The 21527-nt window shown below is 63.8% G+C and carries 19 protein-coding genes; 9 read left to right on the top strand and 10 right to left on the bottom strand.

From position 1 onward, the window contains the following. Nucleotides 1-177 precede the first annotated feature (177 nt). The 3 genes from PTE30175_RS00095 to purN form a co-directional block, all read right to left on the bottom strand. On the bottom strand, nucleotides 178-1590 hold the full coding sequence (locus tag PTE30175_RS00095) for a mechanosensitive ion channel family protein (protein ID WP_150695025.1): 1413 nt from the start codon (nucleotides 1588-1590) through the stop codon (nucleotides 178-180). 70 nt (nucleotides 1591-1660) lie between these two features. Continuing rightward, nucleotides 1661-2944: an RsmB/NOP family class I SAM-dependent RNA methyltransferase gene (locus PTE30175_RS00090; RefSeq protein WP_150695371.1), complete on the bottom strand. Its 1284-nt coding sequence runs from the start codon at nucleotides 2942-2944 to the stop codon at nucleotides 1661-1663. A 158-nt stretch (nucleotides 2945-3102) separates the two neighbouring features. Then, nucleotides 3103-3753: a phosphoribosylglycinamide formyltransferase gene (purN, locus tag PTE30175_RS00085; protein ID WP_150695024.1), complete on the bottom strand. Its 651-nt coding sequence runs from the start codon at nucleotides 3751-3753 to the stop codon at nucleotides 3103-3105. Between the two features lie 184 nt (nucleotides 3754-3937). Between purN and PTE30175_RS00080 the strand changes: the two genes are divergently transcribed. From PTE30175_RS00080 to dut, 6 genes are all read left to right on the top strand, one after another. After that, nucleotides 3938-4933, top strand: a complete 996-nt coding sequence (locus tag PTE30175_RS00080; protein ID WP_150695023.1) for a bifunctional riboflavin kinase/FAD synthetase — start codon at nucleotides 3938-3940, stop codon at nucleotides 4931-4933. Between the two features lie 141 nt (nucleotides 4934-5074). After that, nucleotides 5075-7912, top strand: a complete 2838-nt coding sequence (ileS, locus tag PTE30175_RS00075) for an isoleucine--tRNA ligase (RefSeq protein WP_150695022.1) — start codon at nucleotides 5075-5077, stop codon at nucleotides 7910-7912. Beyond that, nucleotides 7912-8457, top strand: a complete 546-nt coding sequence (gene lspA / locus PTE30175_RS00070) for a signal peptidase II (protein ID WP_150695021.1) — start codon at nucleotides 7912-7914, stop codon at nucleotides 8455-8457. Before ileS ends, lspA begins: the two co-directional genes overlap by 1 nt. 19 nt (nucleotides 8458-8476) lie before the next feature. Beyond that, nucleotides 8477-9679, top strand: a complete 1203-nt coding sequence (gene coaBC / locus PTE30175_RS00065; RefSeq protein WP_150695020.1) for a bifunctional phosphopantothenoylcysteine decarboxylase/phosphopantothenate--cysteine ligase CoaBC — start codon at nucleotides 8477-8479, stop codon at nucleotides 9677-9679. A gap of 8 nt (nucleotides 9680-9687) precedes the next feature. After that, nucleotides 9688-10938: an MFS transporter gene (locus tag PTE30175_RS00060; protein ID WP_150695019.1), complete on the top strand. Its 1251-nt coding sequence runs from the start codon at nucleotides 9688-9690 to the stop codon at nucleotides 10936-10938. 133 nt (nucleotides 10939-11071) lie between these two features. Continuing rightward, nucleotides 11072-11518, top strand: coding sequence for a dUTP diphosphatase (gene dut / locus PTE30175_RS00055; protein WP_150695018.1), 447 nt, complete (start codon nucleotides 11072-11074; stop codon nucleotides 11516-11518). Nucleotides 11519-11609: 91 nt separating this feature from the next. Here the strand turns inward: dut and clpA are convergent, their stop codons facing one another. Both clpA and clpS read right to left on the bottom strand, forming a co-directional pair. Then, complete coding sequence (clpA, locus tag PTE30175_RS00050; protein WP_150695017.1) at nucleotides 11610-13907, bottom strand: ATP-dependent Clp protease ATP-binding subunit ClpA; 2298 nt, start codon at nucleotides 13905-13907, stop codon at nucleotides 11610-11612. Further along, on the bottom strand, nucleotides 13904-14218 hold the full coding sequence (gene clpS, locus PTE30175_RS00045; protein ID WP_150695016.1) for an ATP-dependent Clp protease adapter ClpS: 315 nt from the start codon (nucleotides 14216-14218) through the stop codon (nucleotides 13904-13906). The genes clpA and clpS overlap by 4 nt, the downstream gene beginning before the upstream one ends. A gap of 478 nt (nucleotides 14219-14696) precedes the next feature. On the opposite strand from clpS, the gene cspD reads away from it, so the two are divergent. Next, nucleotides 14697-14900, top strand: a complete 204-nt coding sequence (cspD, locus tag PTE30175_RS00040) for a cold shock domain-containing protein CspD (RefSeq protein WP_150695015.1) — start codon at nucleotides 14697-14699, stop codon at nucleotides 14898-14900. A 370-nt stretch (nucleotides 14901-15270) separates the two neighbouring features. On the opposite strand, the gene PTE30175_RS00035 is transcribed toward cspD, so the two are convergent. The 4 genes from PTE30175_RS00035 to PTE30175_RS00020 all read right to left on the bottom strand — a co-directional run bounded on the left by PTE30175_RS00035 (nucleotide 15271) and on the right by PTE30175_RS00020 (nucleotide 18456). Then, nucleotides 15271-15585, bottom strand: a complete 315-nt coding sequence (locus PTE30175_RS00035) for a non-heme iron oxygenase ferredoxin subunit (RefSeq protein WP_150695014.1) — start codon at nucleotides 15583-15585, stop codon at nucleotides 15271-15273. 8 nt (nucleotides 15586-15593) lie between these two features. Beyond that, nucleotides 15594-16085: an aromatic-ring-hydroxylating dioxygenase subunit beta gene (locus PTE30175_RS00030; protein WP_150695013.1), complete on the bottom strand. Its 492-nt coding sequence runs from the start codon at nucleotides 16083-16085 to the stop codon at nucleotides 15594-15596. Between the two features lie 2 nt (nucleotides 16086-16087). Continuing rightward, entirely contained in the window at nucleotides 16088-17347 is a 1260-nt protein-coding gene (locus PTE30175_RS00025; protein WP_150695012.1) for an aromatic ring-hydroxylating dioxygenase subunit alpha, read from the bottom strand. Between the two features lie 113 nt (nucleotides 17348-17460). After that, nucleotides 17461-18456 carry a 2Fe-2S iron-sulfur cluster-binding protein gene (locus PTE30175_RS00020; RefSeq protein ID WP_150695011.1) on the bottom strand — a complete coding sequence of 332 codons (996 nt, stop codon included), beginning with the start codon at nucleotides 18454-18456 and terminating at the stop codon, nucleotides 17461-17463. Between the two features lie 115 nt (nucleotides 18457-18571). On the opposite strand from PTE30175_RS00020, the gene PTE30175_RS00015 reads away from it, so the two are divergent. Beyond that, nucleotides 18572-19474: a LysR family transcriptional regulator gene (locus PTE30175_RS00015; RefSeq protein ID WP_150695010.1), complete on the top strand. Its 903-nt coding sequence runs from the start codon at nucleotides 18572-18574 to the stop codon at nucleotides 19472-19474. A gap of 416 nt (nucleotides 19475-19890) precedes the next feature. Here PTE30175_RS00015 and PTE30175_RS28085 read toward each other — a convergent pair whose 3' ends face one another. After that, nucleotides 19891-20556: a hypothetical protein gene (locus tag PTE30175_RS28085; protein WP_191628706.1), complete on the bottom strand. Its 666-nt coding sequence runs from the start codon at nucleotides 20554-20556 to the stop codon at nucleotides 19891-19893. A 332-nt stretch (nucleotides 20557-20888) separates the two neighbouring features. Here PTE30175_RS28085 and PTE30175_RS00005 point away from each other — a divergent pair, with 332 nt between their 5' ends. Beyond that, nucleotides 20889-21488 carry a tetratricopeptide repeat protein gene (locus PTE30175_RS00005; RefSeq protein WP_191628704.1) on the top strand — a complete coding sequence of 200 codons (600 nt, stop codon included), beginning with the start codon at nucleotides 20889-20891 and terminating at the stop codon, nucleotides 21486-21488. Nucleotides 21489-21527: the final 39 nt, after the last annotated feature.

The following is a 21527-nucleotide window of genomic DNA, read 5'->3' as shown; positions in this document are numbered from 1 at the left end:
TTTGCCGCATCGTTTTATCGGGGCCAAAGCGGCACCAGCCACCGCAACCAAGCCACGTTGTCATGATTTTTGTGCCAGCATTTTACCTGACGGACCGTCGCCGGTGTGTAGCAGTCCCGCCACGGTTTTTGCGTCAGGTCAAGTCCCGAGCTTGGGAAAATGCATCCGGCCGGCCGCTCAGGCGCTTGTACCGGGCGTCTGCGCGCCACCAGCCGGTTGGCCGCGCGCTTCATCAGCGCCGGATTTTTCTGCGGCGGATTGCCGCGGCGCCCCAAATGATTCCACCGGAATTCCGTCCGGCCAGTCGTTCAGAATGCGTATTTCGCGCTGGGCATACGGAATTTCAATACCATTCGCACGAAAACTGCGCAAAATCCGCAAGTTGATCTCGGACCGGATGGCACCACTGCCTTGCGCCGGATCCTGGACCCAAAACCCCATTTCCAGGTCGATGCCGTCGGCGGCAAAGTTGATCAGCAAGGTCGCCGGCGGCGGATCGGACAACACCCGGTCGATGCCTTGGGCGGCCTCCAGCATCAGCGCCATCGCCTTCTCTACATCGGCGCTGTAGGCGACCTGCACGTTGACCTTGGCGCGGCCCCGCGTCTCGGTAAATGAGTAATTCTGGACAACGTCGGAAATCAGTTTTTCGTTCGGTACCAAGGCTTCCACGCCGTCCAGTCCACGCACCACGGTATAGCGCGTATTAATTTGGGAAACCGTGCCGTGGTAAGGGTTCACCGTCACCAGATCCCCGATGCGCACCGACCGGTCGAGCAGGATGATGAACCCCGAGACATAATTGCTCGCCACTTTCTGCAAGCCGAATCCCAGCCCCACGCCCAGCGCCCCGCCGAACACGCCCAGCACGGTGATGTCGATGCCGACGAACGACAGCGCCGCCAGCACCGCAATCAGCGTGAGCAGCGTCTTCACTACGCGCGACAGCACGACTTTGAGGTTGCCATCGAGCGACGTCGCCCGCATGATCCGGTCCTCGAGCAGCGCGCCGAACCACAGCGCCAGCACCACGGTGACGCAGACCCAAAGCGCGCCGGTCAGCATCGTATAGAGCGACAGCTGGCTCTTGCCGACAGTGAAGTGGACGCTGCTCATCCACCGGAAGATGTCATCCTGCACGCCGAGCACGTAGGCGATCATGCCCAGCCACGCGACCACCATGAAGACGCGCTCGATCAACTGGAGCAGCCCATTCGCCTGCGGCGAGTTCGCGAACAGCCGGCGGGCGAGATAGAACACGAGGTAGATCAGCGCGATACCGAACAACGGCACTTCCGCGAGCCGCAGCAGCGACGTGTGCAACGTGCCGTCGAGCGACACGCGCGTGATGGCGACGACGACCCAGCCGAGGAACGGGAAAATCGCGCGGCGCAGGCTCGAAGCCCCGGCACGACGGGCTGGCGAAATGTCGGCGAAGCGGGTTTTCAGCCGGCCGAGCACCCAGCGCGAAGCGCCAAACGCCACGAGCAGCGCCGCGGCGAGCGCCACGAATTGCCAGATGATCTGCGGTGCGCCGAAATCGCGCACGAGATCGCGCACCATGTGGGCAAACGCCTGATTGTTCTCCATCCGACCTCTCCCGGCCCGGCCGTTCTATTCGCTTCGGGCCGCCGGCGTCCGGCGGCCACCCCGTGAGTACTTACTGCGCAGGCTGCGCCGCGCGCCGTTCGAAGATGGCGGCAAAGAAGCCGTCGGTGCCGTGACGATGCGGCTGCAGTTCCAGATAGTCGCCGGTATCGAGTCCGATCTTCTGGCCGGCAAGCACTTCGCTTGCCGGAATCCGCACGAAATCCGGGTGTGCGGCCGCAAACGCCTCGGCAACGGCGCGGTTCTCGGCGTCGAGCAGGCTGCATGTCGCATACACCAGACGGCCACCGGCCTTTACCAGGCGCGCTGCGCTGGCCAGGATCGACGCCTGCTTCTCCGTCAATTCCGCCACCGCCTGCGGCGATTGGCGCCACTTCAAATCGGGATTGCGGCGCAGCGTGCCGAGCCCGCTGCACGGCGCGTCGACCAGCACGCGGTCGATCTTGCCGGCCAGGCGCTTGATCTTGGTGTCGTGCTCGCTGTCGATCAGCACCGGATGAACGTTCGACAACCCGCTGCGCGCCAGACGCGGCTTGAGCTTCGCGAGACGCTTCTCCGCCACGTCGAACGCGTACAGACGGCCGGTCGAGCGCATTTGCGCCCCGATCGCGAGCGTTTTGCCGCCCGCGCCCGCGCAGAAATCGACAATCATCTCGCCGCGGCGCGGTGCGACCAGCTGACACAGTAACTGACTGCCTTCATCCTGCACTTCGATCGCGCCGGACATGAACAGCGGATGCTTCTGCAACGCCGGCTTGCCTGCCAGGCGAATGCCGTTCGGCGCATAGGGCGTCGGCGCGGCAGAGAAACCGTCGGCCTGCAACGTGGCCAGGACCTCGTCGCGGTTGGCCTTGAGCACGTTCACCCGACAATCGAGCGGGGCCGGCTGGTTCAATGCGGCGGCCAGCGTTTCCGTCTCTTCGGGGCCGAAACGGGCCGCGAGCCGCTGGTAGATCCAGTCTGGAAGGTTAGTGCGTACTCGCGGCGAAAGCGCCGCCGGATCGATCTGGCCGACGTGTTCGAGCCACGCCAATTCATCCGGCGTGGCGACGAACTCGACGGAGATCATACCGCGCGTAAAGGCGAGGCCCAACAGTGCCAGCCGGCGCTCCAGCGGACCGTTACCGCTTTCCGCATGCTGGCCGAATTCAAGCTTGCGGCGCAGGATCGAGAAGACGGTTTCCGCCAGCACGCCACGTTCCTTGTGGCCGAGCTTGGCGTTCGCGCGGAAGTAGGTGCTGACCAGCATGTCGGCCGGCCCGGAAAACGTCAGCACGCTGCCAAGCAGTTTCTGCGTATGTTCGAACAGCGCGGGCGACAAGCGGTCGCCGCGCATCTTCGCGGCGGGCGGCTCCGGGATTTCCGGGCGTTGGCCGTAGCGGCCGCCACGCGTATCGGGCTTGGGGTTGCGGCTACCCGGACGGCTGGTTTGGGGTTTGCTGCTCGTGCGGTTGTGACGTGCGACGCTTTCGCGGCGCGGGGTCTGACGTGTGCTCATGCGTCCTCACCAAAAAGCCATTGCGGTTCAATATTGCCATCGGCGTTCGGGCGCAACCTCGCGCGCGTGCCTTCGACCGCCAGGCGGCCTTCCGCAAACCAGCGGATGGCACGCGGGTAAATCACATGTTCGACCGGCAAGAGGCGCGCTGCCAGGGATTCCGGCGTATCGTCGGCCTTGACTGCAATCGCGGCCTGGATCACGATCGGGCCATGATCGAGATCCGGCGTGACGAAGTGCACGGTCGCACCGGCAAGCTTGCAACCGGCTTCAAGCGCGCGCGCATGCGTGTGCAGCCCCGGGAACGCCGGCAGCAGCGACGGATGGATGTTGACGAGCCGCCCCGCGTAGCGCAGCGTGAACTCAGCGGTCAGAATGCGCATGAACCCGGCCAGCACGACCAGATCCGGCGCATGGCTGTCGATGACGGCGGCGAGTTCGGCGTCGAAGGCCTCGCGGGTCTTGCCGCGGCTCTCGACCATGTTCGTGGCGATCCGGTTCGCCTGCGCGAACGCCAGGCCTTCGGCGTCGGGACGGTTGGCGATGACGGCAGCGATGCGGGCGGGCCACCCCTCGGCGGCACAGGCGCGCACAATGGCTTCCATGTTGCTGCCGCGCCCGGAAATCAAGATGACGATATTCTTCATCGGCGGATTTTATCATTGGCGCGGGGTGCCAGGCACGCCGTTGTGCGCCGCAGCGCGCATTAAGCGTTTATAATTCAATGTTTTGCGGTGTCGTGCACCGTTTCGGGCCGTTCCGGCGAGGGTCGGGACGCCCGCAGGCGGGTCCGGGCATCGGCAGGATCATCCCTCACCGTATTTCTATATCGTGCGAGTCTTTCGGGGTCTACCCAACGCGGAAAGCAAAGCGCCCTGTGTGCTGACCATCGGTAATTTCGACGGCGTGCACCTGGGCCATCAGGCCTTGTTGGCGCGCGTGCGCGCCGCCGCGGCCGCGCGCGGCCTGCCGGTCTGCGTGATGACGTTCGAGCCGCATCCGCGCGAGTATTTTTCGCCGCAGCAAGCGCCCGCGCGGATCTCGAACCTGCGCGACAAACTCGAGGCACTGCGCGCCCACGGCGTCGACCGGCTGGTCGTCGAGCATTTCAATGCCCATTTCGCCGCGCAGTCCCCCGAGGATTTCGTGCACAACATCATCGTCGAGGGTCTGCACACGCGCTGGCTGCTCGTGGGCGACGACTTCCGCTTCGGCGCGAAGCGCGCCGGCGACTTTACCTATCTGAAGGAAGCCGGCCGCCGCTTCGACTTCGTCGTCGAGCAAATGCCGACGATCGCCCATGACGGCGTGCGCATCTCGAGTTCCGAAGTCCGCAATGCGCTGTCCGACGGCAACTTTGAACGCGCCCACGCGTTGTTGGGGCGTCCGTACACGATCTCCGGCCACGTCGTGCATGGCATGAAGCTCGGCCGCAAACTGGGCTTCCCCACGCTGAACCTGCGCATTGCGCACCGTCATCCGGCACTGACCGGTATTTTCGTCGTGCAGGTGCATGGGCTGGCCGATCGTCCGCTGCCGGCCGTTGCGAGCCTGGGCCTGCGCCCGACCGTCGACGATTCGGGCCGTGTGCTGCTCGAAGTCCATCTGCTCGACTTCATCGGCGATGCCTACGGCAAGCTCGTGCGCGTGGAGTTTCTCCAGAAGCTGCGGGACGAGGCGAAATTCGACGGTCTGGCCGAGTTGCAGACCGCCATCGCGCAGGACACGCACGAGGCGCGCGCCTACTTCGGGCACGCGGCGGAAGCCGCAGACGGTGCGCAAGCCCGGCGCGACTTCGCCACCTCGGCGACCGACCGAATTAGGTGATTCCGCCGCGCGCCGGACATCGCGCGCGGCCCAAGCATTCACGGCAGGCAAACATGCCCCGTCAGCGCACCTGCAACGGCGCGCCGCCCGCCTGCCCTGCCCCGCACAACGCCATATCACGAATCAGTAGCGACGCACACCATGAGCGAAAAGAAAGCCCCGAGCAAGTACCCCGTCAATCTGCTGGACACACCGTTCCCGATGCGCGGCGATCTGCCCAAGCGCGAACCGCTGTGGGTCAAGCAATGGCAGGAGAAGAAGCTCTATCAGAAGATCCGCAAAGCGAGCGCCGGCCGTCCCAAATTCATCCTGCACGACGGCCCGCCGTACGCCAACGGCGACATCCATATCGGCCACGCGGTCAACAAGATCCTGAAGGACATGATCGTCAAGGCGCGCAATCTCGCGGGCTTCGACGCGGTCTATGTGCCCGGTTGGGACTGCCACGGCATGCCGATCGAAATCCAGATCGAAAAGCAATTCGGCAAGCACCTGCCGGTGCGCGAAGTGCAGGAAAAGGCGCGCGCCTACGCCAGCGTGCAGATCGAGCGCCAGAAAGCCGACTTCGAACGCCTGGGCGTGCTCGGCGACTGGGCCAACCCTTATAAGACGATGAACTTCGCGAACGAAGCGGGCGAGTTGCGCGCGCTGGCGAAGATCCTCGAATACGGTTATGTGTTCCGCGGCCTGAAGCCGGTGAACTGGTGCTTCGATTGCGGCTCGGCGCTGGCCGAAGCGGAAGTCGAGTACAAGGACAAAACCGACCTGGCCGTCGATGTCGGATTCCCGTTCGCCGAGCCGGAGCGCGTCGCGAAGGCGTTCGGCCTCGCCAGCTTGCCGCGCGAGCAGGGTTTCATCGTGATCTGGACCACGACCCCGTGGACCATCCCGTCGAACCAGGCGCTGAACCTGCACCCGGAGATTGAATACGCACTCGTCGAGACCGACCGCGGCCTGCTGATCCTCGCCAAGGAACGTGTCGAGGACTGCCTGAAGACCTACGGCCTGCACGGTACCATCGTCGCCACGGCCCCCGGCAGCGCGCTCGAAGGCGTCCGCTTCCATCACCCCCTCGCCAAGCTCGACGGCGGCTACGCCCGCACGTCGCCTGTCTATCTGGGCGACTACGTGACCACCGAAACCGGCACGGGTATCGTCCACTCCGCGCCCGCCTACGGCGTGGAAGACTTCGTGTCGTGCAAGGCGCACGGCATGAGCGACGACGACATCCGCATGCCGGTGCTCGGCGACGGCCGTTATCAGGAAAGCCTGCCGCTGTTCGGCGGCCAGTCGATCTGGGATGCGAACCCGCGCATCGTCGACGCGCTGACGGAAGCCGGCGCGCTGTTTCACTCATTCAAGTACACGCACAGCTATATGCATTGCTGGCGCCACAAGTCGCCGATCATCTATCGCGCGACGAACCAGTGGTTTGCCGGCATGGACGTGCCGCCGAATGCCCAGGCGCCGAGCCAGGGCAAGACGCTGCGCGAAACGGCGCTCGCCGGCATCGACGCGACGGAATTCTTTCCGGCGTGGGGCAAGCAGCGCCTGCACAACATGATCGCCAACCGTCCGGACTGGACGTTGTCGCGCCAGCGCCAATGGGGCGTGCCGATGGCCTTCTTCATCCACAAGGAAACCGGCGCCCTGCATCCGCGCACGCCCGAGCTGCTCGAGGAAGTCGCCAAGCGCGTCGAGCAGCAAGGCATCGAGGCATGGCAATCGCTCGATCCGGCCGAGCTCCTTGGCGACGAGGCATCGCAATACGTGAAGAACCGCGACACGCTCGACGTGTGGTTCGATTCGGGCACCACGCACTGGCACGTGCTGCGCGGCTCGCATGCGGCCGACCTGCAGTTCCCGGCCGATCTGTATCTGGAAGGCTCCGATCAGCACCGCGGCTGGTTCCACTCGTCGCTGCTGACCGCCTCGATGCTCGACGGCCGCCCGCCCTACAAGGCGCTGCTCACGCACGGGTTCACCGTCGACGGTCAGGGCCGCAAAATGTCCAAGTCGATCGGCAACACGATCGCGCCGCAGGAAGTCGCGGGCAAGCTCGGCGCGGAAATCATCCGCCTGTGGGTCGCATCGACCGATTACTCGGGCGAACTGTCCATCTCGGACGAAATCCTGAAGCGGGTCGTCGAGAGCTATCGCCGCATCCGCAACACGCTGCGCTTCCTGCTGGCCAACCTGGCCGACTACGACCACGCCAAGCACGCGCTGCCGGCGGAACAATGGCTTGAGATCGACCGCTATGCAGTGGCGCTCACGCAATCGCTGCAAACGGAAGTGCTCGGCCATTACGACCGCTACGAGTTCCATCCGGTCGTGGCGAAGCTGCAGACGTTCTGCTCGGAAGACCTCGGCGGCTTCTATCTGGACATCCTCAAGGACCGTCTGTACACGAGCGCGCCAGACGCGCCGGCGCGCCGCGCCGCCCAGAACGCGCTGTATCACATTACGCAGGGTCTGCTGAAGCTGATGTCGCCGTTCCTGTCGTTCACGGCGGAAGAGGCGTGGCAAATCTTCATGCCGGGCACGGATACGATTTTCACCGAAACGTACTATACCTATCCGGAAGTCGCGCAAAGCTCGGGCCTGCTCGAGAAGTGGCATTTGCTGCGCTCGGTGCGCGGCGACGTCACCAAGGCGCTTGAAGAGGCGCGCGTGGCGGAAGCGATCGGCTCGTCGCTGCAGGCCGAAGTGGAGGTGCGCGTGTCGGGCCGCAAGCATGAAGTGCTGGCGAGCCTCGGCGACGACCTGCGCTTCGTGCTGATCACGTCCGCCGCGAGCGTGACGCAAGTGGCAACGGAGAGCGAAGAAGGCGTGGTGGTCACCGCCTCGAAGTACCTCAAGTGCGAGCGATGCTGGCACTACCGCGCCGAGGTGGGTCAGGATGCCGCGCACCCGACGTTGTGCGGCCGCTGCGTGTCGAACCTGTTCGGCGCCGGCGAAAAACGGAGCGCAGCATAATGGCGGCAGGCAAGGCAGGCGCGCGCAGCGGCGCAAAACGTAACGGCAACGGCGTGTCGCGCGGCGGCAGCGCCGTCGGCCTCGGTCCGTGGCTCGGCATCGCGATCGTCGCGATCCTGCTCGACCAGGTCACGAAACTCACGGTCCTGAAGACATTCCAGTACGGCGAGTTTCGTCCGTTGACGTCGTTCTTCAATCTCGTGCTCATTTTCAACAAGGGCGCAGCGTTCAGCTTCCTTGCCGCCGCCGGCGGCTGGCAACGCTGGTTCTTCACGGTGCTCGGCGTCGTCGCGGCCGCCGTCATCGTCTGGCTCCTCAAGCGGCACAATGGCCAGAAGATGTTCTGCCTGTCTCTCGCCCTGATTCTCGGCGGCGCGCTCGGCAATGTCATCGATCGCGTGATCTATGGCCACGTCGTCGACTTCCTCGACTTCCATGTCGGCGGCTGGCACTGGCCGGCGTTCAACATCGCCGATTCGTGCATCGTCGTCGGCGCCATGCTGCTCGTCATCGACGAACTGCGGCGCGTACGGCGCGGCAAATGAGCTTTTTGGGGACCTCCACATGGAACTCGCGGGCAAGACCGTCGTACTGGGGCTGACGGGCGGCATCGCCTGCTACAAGTCGGCCGAACTCACCCGTCTGCTGATCAAGGCCGGCGCCACGGTGCAAGTGGTGATGACCGACGCCGCCACGCAGTTCATCACGCCACTGACGATGCAAGCCCTGTCCGGACGGCCCGTCTTCACGAGCCAGTGGGACAGCCGCATTGACAACAACATGGCGCATATCGACCTTTCGCGTGAGGCCGATGCCATCCTGATCGCGCCCGCCTCGACCGATTTCCTCGCCAAGCTCGCGAATGGCCTGTGCGACGACCTGCTGTCCACGCTGTGCATCGCGCGCGACTGTCCGTTGCTCGTGGCACCCGCCATGAACCGCCAGATGTGGGGCAATCCCGCGACGCAGCGCAACGCAGCGCAGTTGCGCGCCGACGGCATCGTCGTGCTCGGCCCCGACAGTGGCGACCAGGCGTGCGGCGAAGTCGGCGATGGCCGCATGCTCGAACCGGAAGACCTGTTCGAAGCCCTGGCCGGCTTCCTCCAACCGAAGCTGCTGGCCGGACGCCGTGTGCTGCTGACCGCGGGCCCGACCTTCGAGCCGATCGACCCGGTGCGCGGGCTGACCAATCTGTCGTCGGGCAAGATGGGCTTTGCGCTGGCCCGCGCGGCCGCGCAAGCCGGCGCGCAGGTGCATCTGGTCGCCGGTCCGACCGCATTGCCGACACCCTACGGCGTGGTGCGCTCGGATGTGCAGACCGCGCAGCAGATGTACGACCGCGTCATGGCCGACGTCGCCAACCACGATCTGTTCATCGCCGTGGCCGCGGTCGCCGACTGGCGTGTGGCGCAAGTGGCGCAGGACAAGATCAAGAAATCGGGCGACGACGATGTCCCGCAACTGACATTTGTACAGAATCCGGACATCCTGGCGGCCGTCGCGGCCCTGCCGTCGCCGCCCTTCTGCGTCGGCTTTGCTGCGGAAAGCGGCGATCTGGAAGCGCACGGCGCCGCCAAGCGGCGCCGCAAGAATATCCCGTTGCTGATCGGCAATCTCGGCCCGGCCACGTTCGGACGAGACGACAACGAAGTCATCCTGTTCGACGACGCCGGTCAGCAACGCCTGCCGCGCGCCGACAAACAGGCGCTTGCCCGCTTGCTGATCGCAGAGATTGCCGCACGCATGAAAACGCACCGCCCCAGTTGAGCCCGGCAATGCCCCAGACCGCCCCCCAAGGGCGGCCGCCCGTCAGTGTGTACGGCACATTGAGCGCGCTGGCCGCCATCATGTTTTTCGGTTTCATGACGATCGGCATGCCCCTGCCGGTGATCCCCGTGTACGTGCACAAAACGCTCGGCTACGGCGCCGTCACCGTCGGCGTGGCTGTCGGCATCCAGTCGTTCGTCACCCTCCTGCTGCGCTCGTTTGCCGGCCGCACGGTCGACACGCGCGGCCCGAAAGCCGCCGTGCTGACCGGCCTGTGCGGCTGCGCGACGGCCGGCGCGTTCTACGGCGTCGCTGCCCTCATGAATGTGCCCTCGGCATCGCTGGCGGTGCTGCTGGCCGGCCGCGTCGTGCTCGGCTTTGGAGAAAGCCTGATCCTCACGGGCGGGATGTCGTGGGGCATCGGGCTGCTGGGTCCTTCACACGCGAGCAAGGCCATTTCGTGGCAGGGCATAGCGATGTACTCCGCGCTCGCGACAGGCGCGCCGGTGGGCGCGTATCTCCTGCAGGAAGCCGGATTCGGCATCGTGGCGCTCGTCACTATCGCGCTGCCCGTAATCGCATTCGGGCTGGCGCTGCGTGTGCCTGCCGCCCCGGCCGCCGGCGGCAAACGGCTGCCGTTCCATCGCGTGGTCGGTCTGGTCTGGCGACCGGGACTGGCCATGACGCTCGGCAGCATCGGCTATGCGGTGATCGCGGCGTTCATTACCCTGTTCTATGCGAGTCGCGGCTGGTCGGGCGCAGCCTTCGCGCTGACCCTCTACAGCGGCTGCTTCATCGGCATGCGTGTCGTCTTCGCCCATGCCATTGACCACTTCGGCGGCAAGCGCGTGGCGATGCTGTCGCTCATCTTCAACGTAGTCGGACAAGGGCTGCTCTGGAGCGCGGGGCATCCCCACATGGCGCTGGCTGGCGCGGCGCTCACCGGCATCGGCTTCTCGCTGGTGTTTCCGGCGCTCGGCGTGGAGGCGCTCAAATCCGTGCCGGCGCAAAGCCGGGGCTCGGCGCTAGCGGCCTACTCTGCATTCTTCGATCTGGCGCTCGGGCTGATCGGGCCGATGGCGGGCTTCGTCGCCAGCGCGTTCGGCTATTCGTCGATCTTCCTGTGCGGTGCAATGGGCGGACTCGCGGCCATCGCCATGATTGCGCGATTGCCCAAACCGCCCTTGAGCGATGCGGAACCCGCCAAGGGCGACGCACTGGCAAGCACGGCACCGGCCACACGCGAGCCGGGGGCCTGACGCACGGTCCGCCGATGATATGATCGCCTGGTCTCTTACCTCTCCCGGTCGCGGCGCCGCGCGGCCGGTGCCAGTACATCACACACCCCCTCACTTTTGATGCGGCGGCCTCGTCGCCGCTGACTGCCCACCCATGAAACTCGACATCAAGATTCTCGATTCCCGCCTGCGCGATCAACTGCCGCAGTACGCCACGCCCGGCAGCGCCGGCCTCGACCTGCGCGCCTGTCTCGACGGCCCGCTGACGATCGAAGCCGGCCAGACGGTGCTCGTGCCGACTGGCCTGGCGATCCATCTGGCCGATCCCGGTTATGCGGCCGTCATCCTCCCACGCTCGGGCATGGGACATAAGCATGGCATCGTGCTCGGCAATCTCGTCGGACTGATCGACTCGGATTACCAGGGCCAGTTGATGATTTCGACCTGGAACCGGGGCCACGAGACGTTCGTGCTCAATCCATTCGAGCGTCTCGCGCAACTGGTGATCGTGCCGGTGGTGCAGGCCGAATTCAATATCGTCGACGAATTCCCCGACAGCGAACGCGGCGCCGGCGGCTTCGGCAGCACGGGCAAGCATTGACGCCGGCGCCGGCCGCCTGCGCCGACACGGAAGCAAAGGCATAAAAAAACGCCGCAGAGCGCGGCGTTTTTCGTGGCGCAGACACGCCGGGTCACTCGACTTCGGCAGCCTCCGGTTCGGCACGCGCATTGCCGCCCGCGGGGAAACTCAGCTGGACGTGATCGTCGGCATCGAGGTCGACGGTTACGCGCCCGCCGCCGGTCAGGCGGCCGAACAGCAACTCGTCGGCCAGTGCACGGCGAATCGTGTCCTGGATAAGACGCTGCATCGGCCGCGCGCCCATGAGCGGATCGAAGCCCTTCTTCGCGAGGAAGGCGCGCAACTTGTCGCTGAACACCACGTCGACCTTCTTCTCGTGCAGTTGGTCTTCCAACTGGATGAGGAACTTGTCGACGACGCGCAGGATGATCTGCTCGTCGAGCGGCTTGAAGCTGATGATCGCGTCGAGGCGGTTCCGGAACTCCGGCGTGAACATCCGCTTGATGTCGGCCATCTCGTCGCCGGCCTGGCGCTCGTTGGTGAAACCGATGCTCGCGCGGTTGATCGTTTCGGCGCCCGCATTCGTCGTCATGATGATGATGACGTTACGGAAATCCGCCTTGCGGCCATTGTTGTCGGTCAGCGTGCCATGGTCCATGACCTGCAGCAACACGTTGAAGATATCCGGATGCGCCTTCTCGATTTCGTCGAGCAGCAGCACGCAATGCGGCTTCTTGGTGATCGCCTCGGTCAGCAGTCCGCCCTGGTCAAAGCCGACGTAGCCCGGAGGCGCGCCGATCAGGCGGCTGACCGCGTGACGCTCCATGTACTCGGACATGTCGAAGCGGATCAACTCGATGCCCATCGTGAACGCCAACTGCTTCGCGACTTCGGTCTTGCCGACCCCGGTCGGGCCCGAGAACAGGAATGCGCCGATCGGCTTGTCAGTCTTGCCCAGGCCCGCGCGCGCCATCTTGATCGCGGCCGACAAGGCATCAATCGCCGGATCCTGGCCGAACACCGTGCTCTTCAGGTCGCGATCGAGTGTCTGCAACTTGCCGCGGTCATCTGCCGACACGCTTTGCGCCGGAATACGGGCAATCTTCGAGACGATTTCCTCGATTTCGCCCTTGCCGATCGTCTTCTTCTGCTTCGACTTCGGCAGGATGCGCTGCGCAGCCCCCGCTTCATCGATCACATCGATGGCCTTGTCCGGCAAATGGCGGTCAGTGATGAACTTGGCCGAGAGCTCGGCAGCAGCCGACAGGGCACCCGCGGAGTATTTCACGCCATGGTGTTCCTCGAAGCGCGACTTGAGGCCACGCAGGATCTGCACCGTTTGCTCGATGGTCGGCTCGTTCACGTCGATCTTCTGGAACCGGCGCGACAGGGCCGCATCCTTTTCGAAGATGCCGCGATATTCGGTAAACGTGGTCGCGCCGATACACTTGAGCTGCCCCGACGACAAGGCCGGCTTCAGCAGGTTTGAAGCGTCCAGCGTGCCGCCCGATGCAGCGCCCGCGCCGATCAGGGTATGAATCTCGTCGATGAAGAGGATCGCGTTGCTGCGCTCCTTCAGTTCCTTCAGCACGGCCTTCAGGCGTTGCTCGAAGTCACCGCGATACTTGGTACCTGCGAGCAGCGCACCCATGTCGAGCGAGTAGACGGTCGCGTCCTGCAGGATTTCCGGCACTTCGCCGCGCGTGACGCGCCATGCCAGACCTTCGGCGATGGCGGTCTTGCCGACGCCGGCTTCGCCGACGAGCAGCGGATTGTTCTTCCGGCGGCGGCACAGCACCTGAACGACGCGTTCGACCTCAAGCTCGCGGCCGATCAGCGGATCGATCTTGCCGTCGCGCGCCAACTGGTTGAGATTCTGCGTGTACTGGGCCAGCGGGCTTTCCTTGCTGCCCGCACCTTCCTCGCCTTCCGCACTGCCTTCACCCGCCTTCGCCGATTCACTGTTGGCGCCGGTCTTGGTAATGCCGTGCGAAATGAAATTGACGACGTCGAGCCGCGTCACGCCCTGCTGCTGCAGGTAGTACACGGCATGCGAGTCCTTTTCGCCGAAGATCGCGACCAGCACGTTTGCGCCGGTGACTTCCTTCTTGCCGTTGGACGTCGACTGCACATGCATGATGGCACGCTGGATCACGCGCTGGAAACCGAGGGTCGGCTGGGTGTCGACTTCGTCGCTTCCCGGCACCGTCGGCGTGTTGTCTGCGATGAAGTTGCGCAGATTCTGGCGCAAATCGTCGAGATTTGCGGCGCAGGCGCGCAGCACCTCGGCCGCGGTCGGGTTATCCAAGAGGGCGAGCAGCAGGTGCTCGACCGTAATGAATTCATGCCGGGCCTGACGCGCTTCCATAAACGCCATGTGCAGGCTGACTTCCAATTCCTGGGCAATCATGCTTCCTCCATCACACATTGCAGCGGGTGCCCGGACTGCCTTGCGTGGCTAACAACTTGCTCTACCTTGGTCGCCGCGACATCGCGCGTAAAGACCCCACAGACTCCCCTGCCCTCGCGATGGACCTTCAACATGATCTGCGTGGCAGTCTCACGGTCCTTATTGAAATACTCCTGGATGACCATCACCACGAATTCCATCGGGGTGAAGTCGTCGTTCAACAATACTACCCTGTACATGGCCGGCGGCTTGAGCTGCTGCTCCTGCCGCTCCTGTACGGTGTCGTCATGCGTTGTCGGTAAGGTTGCCATACGTCGATTCTAAACAACTCCGGGGGCAGCGGCCCATTCGGGCCCGCGTCCACATTTGCGGCGCCCGCGCCAAGCCACCTGCGCGCCGCCTGCCTGCCAGCCACGCCTCCCGGAATGCCAACGTCCAGCCCCATGCCACGTGCCTTTGCGGGGTTGCACCCTTCCCTCGGAAAGGTCTCGCCACCCATATGTGGTCAGCTTAACCCAAATTTCAAGAGCGTGCGGACGCATTCCTTATGCCTCCACGGACATCAGGGTAAAACCTGATCGAAGGTTGCTTCGGATTGAAAAAAAGCGCTTGACACTTCCGGCAGTTAGCGAAAACAATCATTGCGGCGCTTTTCCTCAATAAAGGTTTTAAAAGAAAAGTTGCCTGGGTGAGCATAAGAAGGGGGGTGGCACGCGCTGCCAAGCTTTTCGGATGTGCTCGTTGGTGCGGTGATGTGTAGTAGTGGTAATTGATTTAGGGGAAGTTTGTATGGCAACCGGTACGGTCAAATGGTTTAACGATGCCAAGGGTTTCGGTTTCATCACGCCGGACGAAGGCGGCGAAGACCTCTTCGCGCATTTCTCGGCGATTCAGATGAACGGCTTCAAGACGTTGAAGGAAGGCCAAAAGGTCCAGTTCGAGGTCGTGCAAGGCCCGAAGGGCAAACAAGCATCGAATATTCAGGCTGCCTGAGTATTTCAGCTGCGCCCTGCATCGGAAACCCGGCTTTGGCCGGGTTTTTTATTGCGCCGCCGCATTGGACCTCGAATTACCCGCAATATCATTGCCGACGCAACCTTTTTCATCTGCGGCGGTGCAATAGTTCATTTAAAGTACGTCGCACCATTAAAACTGCCAAGCAGCCGGTAATTCTGCGTCATTCTTTAAATTAATCCACTCGATATCCGGCGGATCCGACGGAATTGCGTATGCGAATTTCCGTCCGGGATGCCAGCTGCTTTTTGCGGCCGACCGGTAGACCACCTGCCAGTCAATAGCGAGCGCCATGGCCCGCGCCTCACGGGCGCCGCCGCCGGCGGTGGCGAACGGCCCGGGGCCAGCGTCAACCGAGATCGACGAACACCTTGCCGCCCTCGATTCGCACCGGATAGGTGCGCACGTTGTCCGTCAACGGCGCGCATTTCGCTTCTCCCGAACGCACGTCGAAGCGGCCTTGATGCAGCGGGCACTCGATTTCGTGGCCTTCGAGGAAACCGTCGCACAGGCGGGCATTGCCGTGCGTACAGACATTGTCGGTGGCGAACACCTCGCCTTCGACACCGTAGAGCGCAATGTCGCGCCCGTCGAGCAGCAAGCCGATCACGTCGTCTTCCGGCACGGCGTCTCGCGCGGCCGCTTCAATCCAGCGTTGTGTCATGGGAAACCTCAAATCGGGTAGATCAGCGAGTTGGGGATCATCTCGCTGTCAAATACGCAGATGCGCGACGCGAACTTCAAACCGTCCGGCGTGCGATGCAGGATGTCGAGATACCGTCCGACGTTGAACACCTCGCTCAACTGGTCGGGCTTGGTGCGGAACACGGCGTAGTTCGTCTCGACATGCAGGACTTCGTCGGCCTTGCCGGGCGCGCCCGATACGCGGGTCACCGCCGGCAGACCGATTACATGCCGCTGATAATACGGATCGTGGAATAGCGTGTCGCGAATGCCGTAGATGCGGTCCATCAACATGCCGCGGCTCTCGAACGATAGGGTTGCAAGCGGCAGTCCTTGGTCATGGTTTTCACGCGGCTGCACTCGATAGGTGCACGTTTCAAGAAAAAATCCCGGCCAGCGGTCCCAGTCGTGGCTGTCGACGACGGCCGCGTAGTCGGCGTGCAGGCGCACGACCTCGTGGAAAGTCTCGAAGTCGGTCATCGTCATACCTCCATGATGCGGCGCCAGTAGGCGTACATGCCGCGAATCAATGTCTCCGTCACCATGTGCTCGGTGTTCTCGGCCGTCGTGCCGCCCAGTTCAGCCACCGTGCGGTGCCACGGCTTTTGCGCGAAGCCTTCCTGCGAGCATTCGATCGCCTCGCCGTCATCGGCCGACACGAAACCGGCCGGGCCGAACAGGTTTGCCTGGCGCAGGCGGCGTTGCGTCATTTCATCGGTGTCACCTTCGAAGCCGAAATGCGTCCAGACGAAATCGAATGCGTCGTGGCCGATCGGCTGAATATGGCGAGTCGACACCGAGTTCACCTGCTGCTGCAGGATCACGCTGGGGAACAACGTCATCAGCACGCCGGTCGGCCCGTCCCACCAATCCTCCTTGACGATGTCGAGAAAGCGGTCGTCGTGAAGCGCCATGGTTTCCTTGAAGCTCGATACGCCCGATGTCACTTCGCCGTTGCCGCCCTGGCCGCGAGTCGACACCATCGCGGCATGACGGAAGTGCTCGTCCATGACCAGGCGCGACTTGTTGTCGGCGCGCCAGAGGCCGAACGTGACAAACCACGTATGCAGCAGTCCCGGGTGGTACGGGTCCTTGATGTTCTCCTGCATCAGCTTCCAGTTGCCCGGAATGCGCTGGCGGTTGTAGCCGAGCAGCTTGAGTTTCCGGCCACTGAACAACCGGTCGAAATACGCGAGAATCTCCGGGCCGAGGAAGTCCTCGAGCGACTCGATCCCGTGATCGAACGAGGCGAAGATCACGCCGCCGCGCGTGGCAACCTTCAACTGCGTGAGGCCATGCTCGGCGGGTTTGAAATCGGCCGGCATGCCGCCTTGCACCTTGCCGTCCTGCTTGACACCGCGGCGAAACGGCACGCCCTGCAAATTGCCTTTCAGGTCGTAGTTCCACTGGTGATACGGGCAGTGGAAGTCCTTGCGGTTGCCGCGTTTTTCGCGGCAGAACTTCATGCCGCGATGCGCGCAGACATTCTCGATCACATTGATCTGGCCTTCCTGATCGCGCGTCACGATCACCGAGCGCTCGCCGATCACCGTGCGCTTGAAATCGCCCGGTTCCGGCACCTCGGCTTCAAGACCGACATAGTTCCAGTGGTTCCGGTAGAAGCACCGCTCCAGTTCGCGCTGATAAAGCTGCGCGTCGGTGTAGACACGAAACGGGATGCGGCTGGTGCCTGGCTCACGCCAGATCGGGGCCGATTCGGGCGGCGATGCAGGGAATGTCATGGTCGTCTCCTGAGGAATTGGCAATGTGCGGATCACACTTGGCATCGGCCGATCTGCCGCGCGCCCGGCGCGAATCCGCAATGACGGCGATACCGGCGGGTGGCCGTAACGCCTTACGCCGCAACGGCATAGAAAGCGTCTGCATACACGTGCGCTGGATCAATGCCCTTGCCAAGCAGCAGTTGCGTGGCAGCGTCGACCATGGGCGGCGCGCCGCAGAGGTAAGCCCGCCAGCCGTCCAACGCCTCGAAGTCACCGGCTAGCGCGTCCGTGACATGGCCGCTCCGGAAGCCCGCCGCCGCGTCGTCACCCACCGTCGTCACGACGTGCAAATGCAACGCCGGATGGCGCGAGGCCATGGCACGAAGCCAGTCGAGTCCATACACGTCACGCGGCGTGCGTGCGCCGCAGTAAAGGTGGATCGGATTCTTCATCCCGTGTGCGATCGCGCCGCGCACGATCGACAATACGGGCGCCAGACCGGTGCCGCCGGCCACGCACAGCATCGGGCTGTCGTGACGCGTGCGCAAATAGGAGGTGCCGAGCGGGCCGGAGACGCGCACGGCGTCGCCGACTTTCAGCTCGCTTTCCACGTAACGGCTGACAAGCCCCGCCGGTACACGCCGGATATGGAACTCAAGGTGCTCGTCATCCGGCAGTCCCGCCATCGAATAGGGCCGAATATGCGCGGGCGTGAACTGCAGCATCGCATATTGCCCCGGCGAGAACGCGAGCGGCTTGGCGGGGCGCAGCACCAGCTGCGTGATGTCGTGGGTCAACGCCTCGATCGCCGCCACGGTGGCCTTTACGATGCGCGCCGGATGTACGACGACGTCGTCGACGTCCGGCACTTCGATGACGCAGTCACCCATTACGGTCGATTGGCAAGCGAGCACGTGGCGTTCGTGGGAGGCGCTGCCCTGGGGCGATGCATGGCCGCTCCCCTGCGTTTGAACCTCGCCGGCCACCACCTTGCATCGGCAGGTGCCGCATCGGCCGGCCAGGCAGCTGTATGAAATCGGAATGTTCCGGTCGCAAAGCGCCTTGAGCAGGTTTTCGCCAGGCGTGATCTCGAACCGCTGGCCGAGGGGCTGGACGCGTACTTCCATTGGGCTGCCTCCGTTCTGACTATGACGTGCTGTTTTGTGACAGCATCGCGCACGAACGGATATAAACCAATAGAATCAGACTTATAAGCAATATTAATTCGAGTGATAATCCATCATGGACCTACATCGCGTCGACCTGAATCTGCTCGTTGTCTTCCAGCATTTGTTCAACGCAGGCCGTGTCTCGACGGCGGCGGCCGAACTCGGCGTGACCCAACCGGCAGTCAGCAATGCCCTGACTCGTCTGCGAAAGCTGTTCAATGACGAGCTGTTCATCCGGACCTCGCGCGGGATGCTGCCGACCCCGCTGGCGCAAGCGCTGGCCGAGCCGGTAGCGCAAGCGCTCGACGCACTGCATGGCGTGCTCAACCGCCAGGTCGCGTTCTCGCCGAGCACCAGCACGAAGGCGTTCCAGATCGCAATGACCGATATCGGCGAAATCCACTTCCTGCCGAAGCTGATGCAAGCGCTGGGCACGCGCGCGCCGGGCATCACGGTGAGCACCGTGCGCAATACGGCAATCAATTTGGGAGAGGAGATGACGAGCGGTCAAGTCGACCTGGCCGTCGGCCATTTGCCCGACCTGAGCTCGGCGTTTTTCCAGCGGCGGCTGTTCCGTCAGAAATACGTCTGCATGTTTCGGCCCGGCCATCCGCTCGACAAGCCGCGCATGAGCCTGTCGGACTTTGAACGTGCGGAGCATGTCGTCGTCGTGGCGGCCGGCACGGGGCATGGCCAGGTCGATGAGTTCATGGCGCGCACGGGCGTCCACCGGAATATTCGCCTGCGCGTGCCGCATTTCGTCGCGCTGGCCGATATTCTGCACACGACGAATCTGATCGCCACCGTGACTGAAAAATTCGCGCAACGCAGCGTGCAACACTTCGGCTTGCGCTATGTCGAGCATCCGGTCAGCCTGCCCGACATCCAGATCAATCTTTTCTGGCACGCGCGCTATCACCGCGAGCCGGCCAGTCAATGGATGCGCGCGCTGCTGTTCGAGTTGTTCTCCGAATGAGGCACATGCAGCGCAAAGGCCGCTTGCGCGGCGCCATCGGCCCCAGCGCCGGCAAGCAAAAAGCCCGCATTGCGCGGGCCGATGGGTTGGGTGTCGGAACGAACTGGATAGGGGGTTAGGGCCGCATATGCTGGCCCGCTAGGGGTAAGGTCGTCCCGACTTGAGGACAGTCTATGCGCACACGCCTTCGGGCAACTATTGGTGGAAATCGCGATAGCGAAACCGGCGCCTGTGTCGCGAAGCAGGCAACATGCCACACGCTAACGGCCGTGATACCAAACTGTCGACTTCCAGGTGCCAACGACAAGCACCCCTGACGACGCGATCCGCACCGCCAGAGGCGATTGCTTTGCGCCTGACTCAGCGATTTTGCGTTACCGCTGCATAGTCCTTGGCCCCAATCATTGCACCGCCGATTAATGACACGGGCCGCCCTGGGCGTAACTCCCGGAATCGCACTCCAACGCGCCCGGACTTCCACTACCGCCGCCGCTGCCGGTGCCGCTGGCGCCGCCGCCGCTGCTGCCGCCGTCGCCACCGCCGCCACCGCCGCCACCGCCGCCGCCACCACCCCCGCCGCTACCGCCGCTACCGCTACCCCCACCAGCGCTACCGCTACCGCCACCACCGCTACCGCTACCCCCACCACCGCTACCGCTACCGCTACCTCCACCACCGCTACCGCTGCCGCTACCGCTGCCACTGCCGCTGCCACTGCCACTGCCGCTGCCGCTGCCGCTGCCGCTGCCACTGCCACTGCCGCTGCCGCTGCCACTGCCGCTGCCACTGCCGCTGCCACTACCGCTGCCACTGCCACTGCCGCTGCCACTGCCACCACCGGCGCCACCACCAGCACCTCCGGCACCACCGGCGCCGCCGCCTCCGCCCCCGCCGGGGCCACCACCCGCGCTACCGCCTGCGGCGCCGCCTCCGCCGCCACCGGGACCGCCACCGGCGCCACCGCTGGCACCGGCGCCGCTTCCACCGGCGCCTGCGGCTTGTGCGTCGGTCGCGCTAATCACTATCGTCGTCAGGCACGACGCTACGCTCATCGCGAGCAGAAACAACTGGATCCTTTTCATGGCCTTTCCTCCGCGAACGCTAGGAAAACACGGCAGGCCGGCCGGGCGGCATGCCGCCGGCGCAGCCTTCATTGGTCCCCCGCGACTGGGCAACAGGCAATGATTGTGAAATGAAAGGCGCGCCCAATCGGCAACGGGGCAAAAAGACGAGGCGCAGAGGGGGATATATTGAGACTATTGCGCGGGTAGTGGGATGTATACCCATACTATTCCCTAAGCCTAATGGCGGAACGTGTTCGCTGCTGTCAGACATCCCAACGCCTTGGCGTTGGACTACACTCAAAGCGCATCGGAGCGCTCCCCATCAGCAATTTGCAACTCAATGAGCCAATATGATTGATGCGCGTACCGGTAGACCTCTTACGACTGACCGTCCAGAAGCTGCAGAACGGTATCAGCTCGCTGTTGATCGCATCCTCGGTTCTGAGGCGGGCGCCGCGGAAGCCCTGGATCAGGCTTTGGCGCTGGACAGCAATCTCGCCCTGGCCCTGGCTGCGCGCCATATGCTTGCTAAAGACGCCAACGCTGCGGACGCAGATTTCTTCAAAGAGCGTGCGCTACTGGCAGCACGCGCTGCGCTGCCCTGGGAGCGTGCGCATATCTCCGCGCTCTTTGCCCTGCTTGAAGACCCTTACACCAACCTTGCGGCGACCGAGGCCTACATCGCGGCCAATCCCGGTGACCTGCTAGTCATCTCGCAGCTTTGTGGTTATCTGATCTTCTATGGCGGTGCGCGCAAACTTGAACGCGTTCTCAATATCATGGAATCGGTCGATCCCCATTTGCGTGATGATTGGGCCTGGCTCGCACGCCTGGGGTTCGCAGCCAGTGAGGCCGGCGATCAGAACCGTGGTCGTGCACTTGTCGAGCGCGCACTGCAGCAGCGCCCACAGGGTAAGCGCGAATTTATCAGCACGTATCCTCGGGCCTGAGGGCGGGGCAAGATGTGTCCACTGATTAACAGTGGACAC

Origin of the sequence: Pandoraea terrae (assembly GCF_902459695.1) — a bacterium.
GTDB lineage: Bacteria > Pseudomonadota > Gammaproteobacteria > Burkholderiales > Burkholderiaceae > Pandoraea > Pandoraea terrae.
Note: the sequence above shows the minus strand (reverse complement) of the source record. Positions and strands in the feature narration are given on the sequence as shown.

Excerpts from the sequence above, each read along its gene's own strand:
- dut (WP_150695018.1), top strand. The coding sequence starts at position 11,072 with ATGAAACTCGACATCAAGATTCTCGATTCCCGCCTGCGCGATCAACTG.
- PTE30175_RS00090 (WP_150695371.1), bottom strand. The coding sequence starts at position 2,944 with ATGCGCGGCGACCGCTTGTCGCCCGCGCTGTTCGAACATACGCAGAAA.
- PTE30175_RS00015 (WP_150695010.1), top strand. The coding sequence starts at position 18,572 with ATGGACCTACATCGCGTCGACCTGAATCTGCTCGTTGTCTTCCAGCAT.
- PTE30175_RS00060 (WP_150695019.1), top strand. The coding sequence starts at position 9,688 with ATGCCCCAGACCGCCCCCCAAGGGCGGCCGCCCGTCAGTGTGTACGGC.
- PTE30175_RS00025 (WP_150695012.1), bottom strand. The coding sequence starts at position 17,347 with ATGACATTCCCTGCATCGCCGCCCGAATCGGCCCCGATCTGGCGTGAG.
- PTE30175_RS00095 (WP_150695025.1), bottom strand. The coding sequence starts at position 1,590 with ATGGAGAACAATCAGGCGTTTGCCCACATGGTGCGCGATCTCGTGCGC.
- clpA (WP_150695017.1), bottom strand. The coding sequence starts at position 13,907 with ATGATTGCCCAGGAATTGGAAGTCAGCCTGCACATGGCGTTTATGGAA.
- coaBC (WP_150695020.1), top strand. The coding sequence starts at position 8,477 with ATGGAACTCGCGGGCAAGACCGTCGTACTGGGGCTGACGGGCGGCATC.
- cspD (WP_150695015.1), top strand. The coding sequence starts at position 14,697 with ATGGCAACCGGTACGGTCAAATGGTTTAACGATGCCAAGGGTTTCGGT.
- PTE30175_RS00020 (WP_150695011.1), bottom strand. The coding sequence starts at position 18,456 with ATGGAAGTACGCGTCCAGCCCCTCGGCCAGCGGTTCGAGATCACGCCT.
- PTE30175_RS00030 (WP_150695013.1), bottom strand. The coding sequence starts at position 16,085 with ATGACCGACTTCGAGACTTTCCACGAGGTCGTGCGCCTGCACGCCGAC.
- PTE30175_RS00005 (WP_191628704.1), top strand. The coding sequence starts at position 20,889 with ATGATTGATGCGCGTACCGGTAGACCTCTTACGACTGACCGTCCAGAA.
- PTE30175_RS28085 (WP_191628706.1), bottom strand. The coding sequence starts at position 20,556 with ATGAAAAGGATCCAGTTGTTTCTGCTCGCGATGAGCGTAGCGTCGTGC.
- purN (WP_150695024.1), bottom strand. The coding sequence starts at position 3,753 with ATGAAGAATATCGTCATCTTGATTTCCGGGCGCGGCAGCAACATGGAA.
- lspA (WP_150695021.1), top strand. The coding sequence starts at position 7,912 with ATGGCGGCAGGCAAGGCAGGCGCGCGCAGCGGCGCAAAACGTAACGGC.
- ileS (WP_150695022.1), top strand. The coding sequence starts at position 5,075 with ATGAGCGAAAAGAAAGCCCCGAGCAAGTACCCCGTCAATCTGCTGGAC.
- clpS (WP_150695016.1), bottom strand. The coding sequence starts at position 14,218 with ATGGCAACCTTACCGACAACGCATGACGACACCGTACAGGAGCGGCAG.
- PTE30175_RS00035 (WP_150695014.1), bottom strand. The coding sequence starts at position 15,585 with ATGACACAACGCTGGATTGAAGCGGCCGCGCGAGACGCCGTGCCGGAA.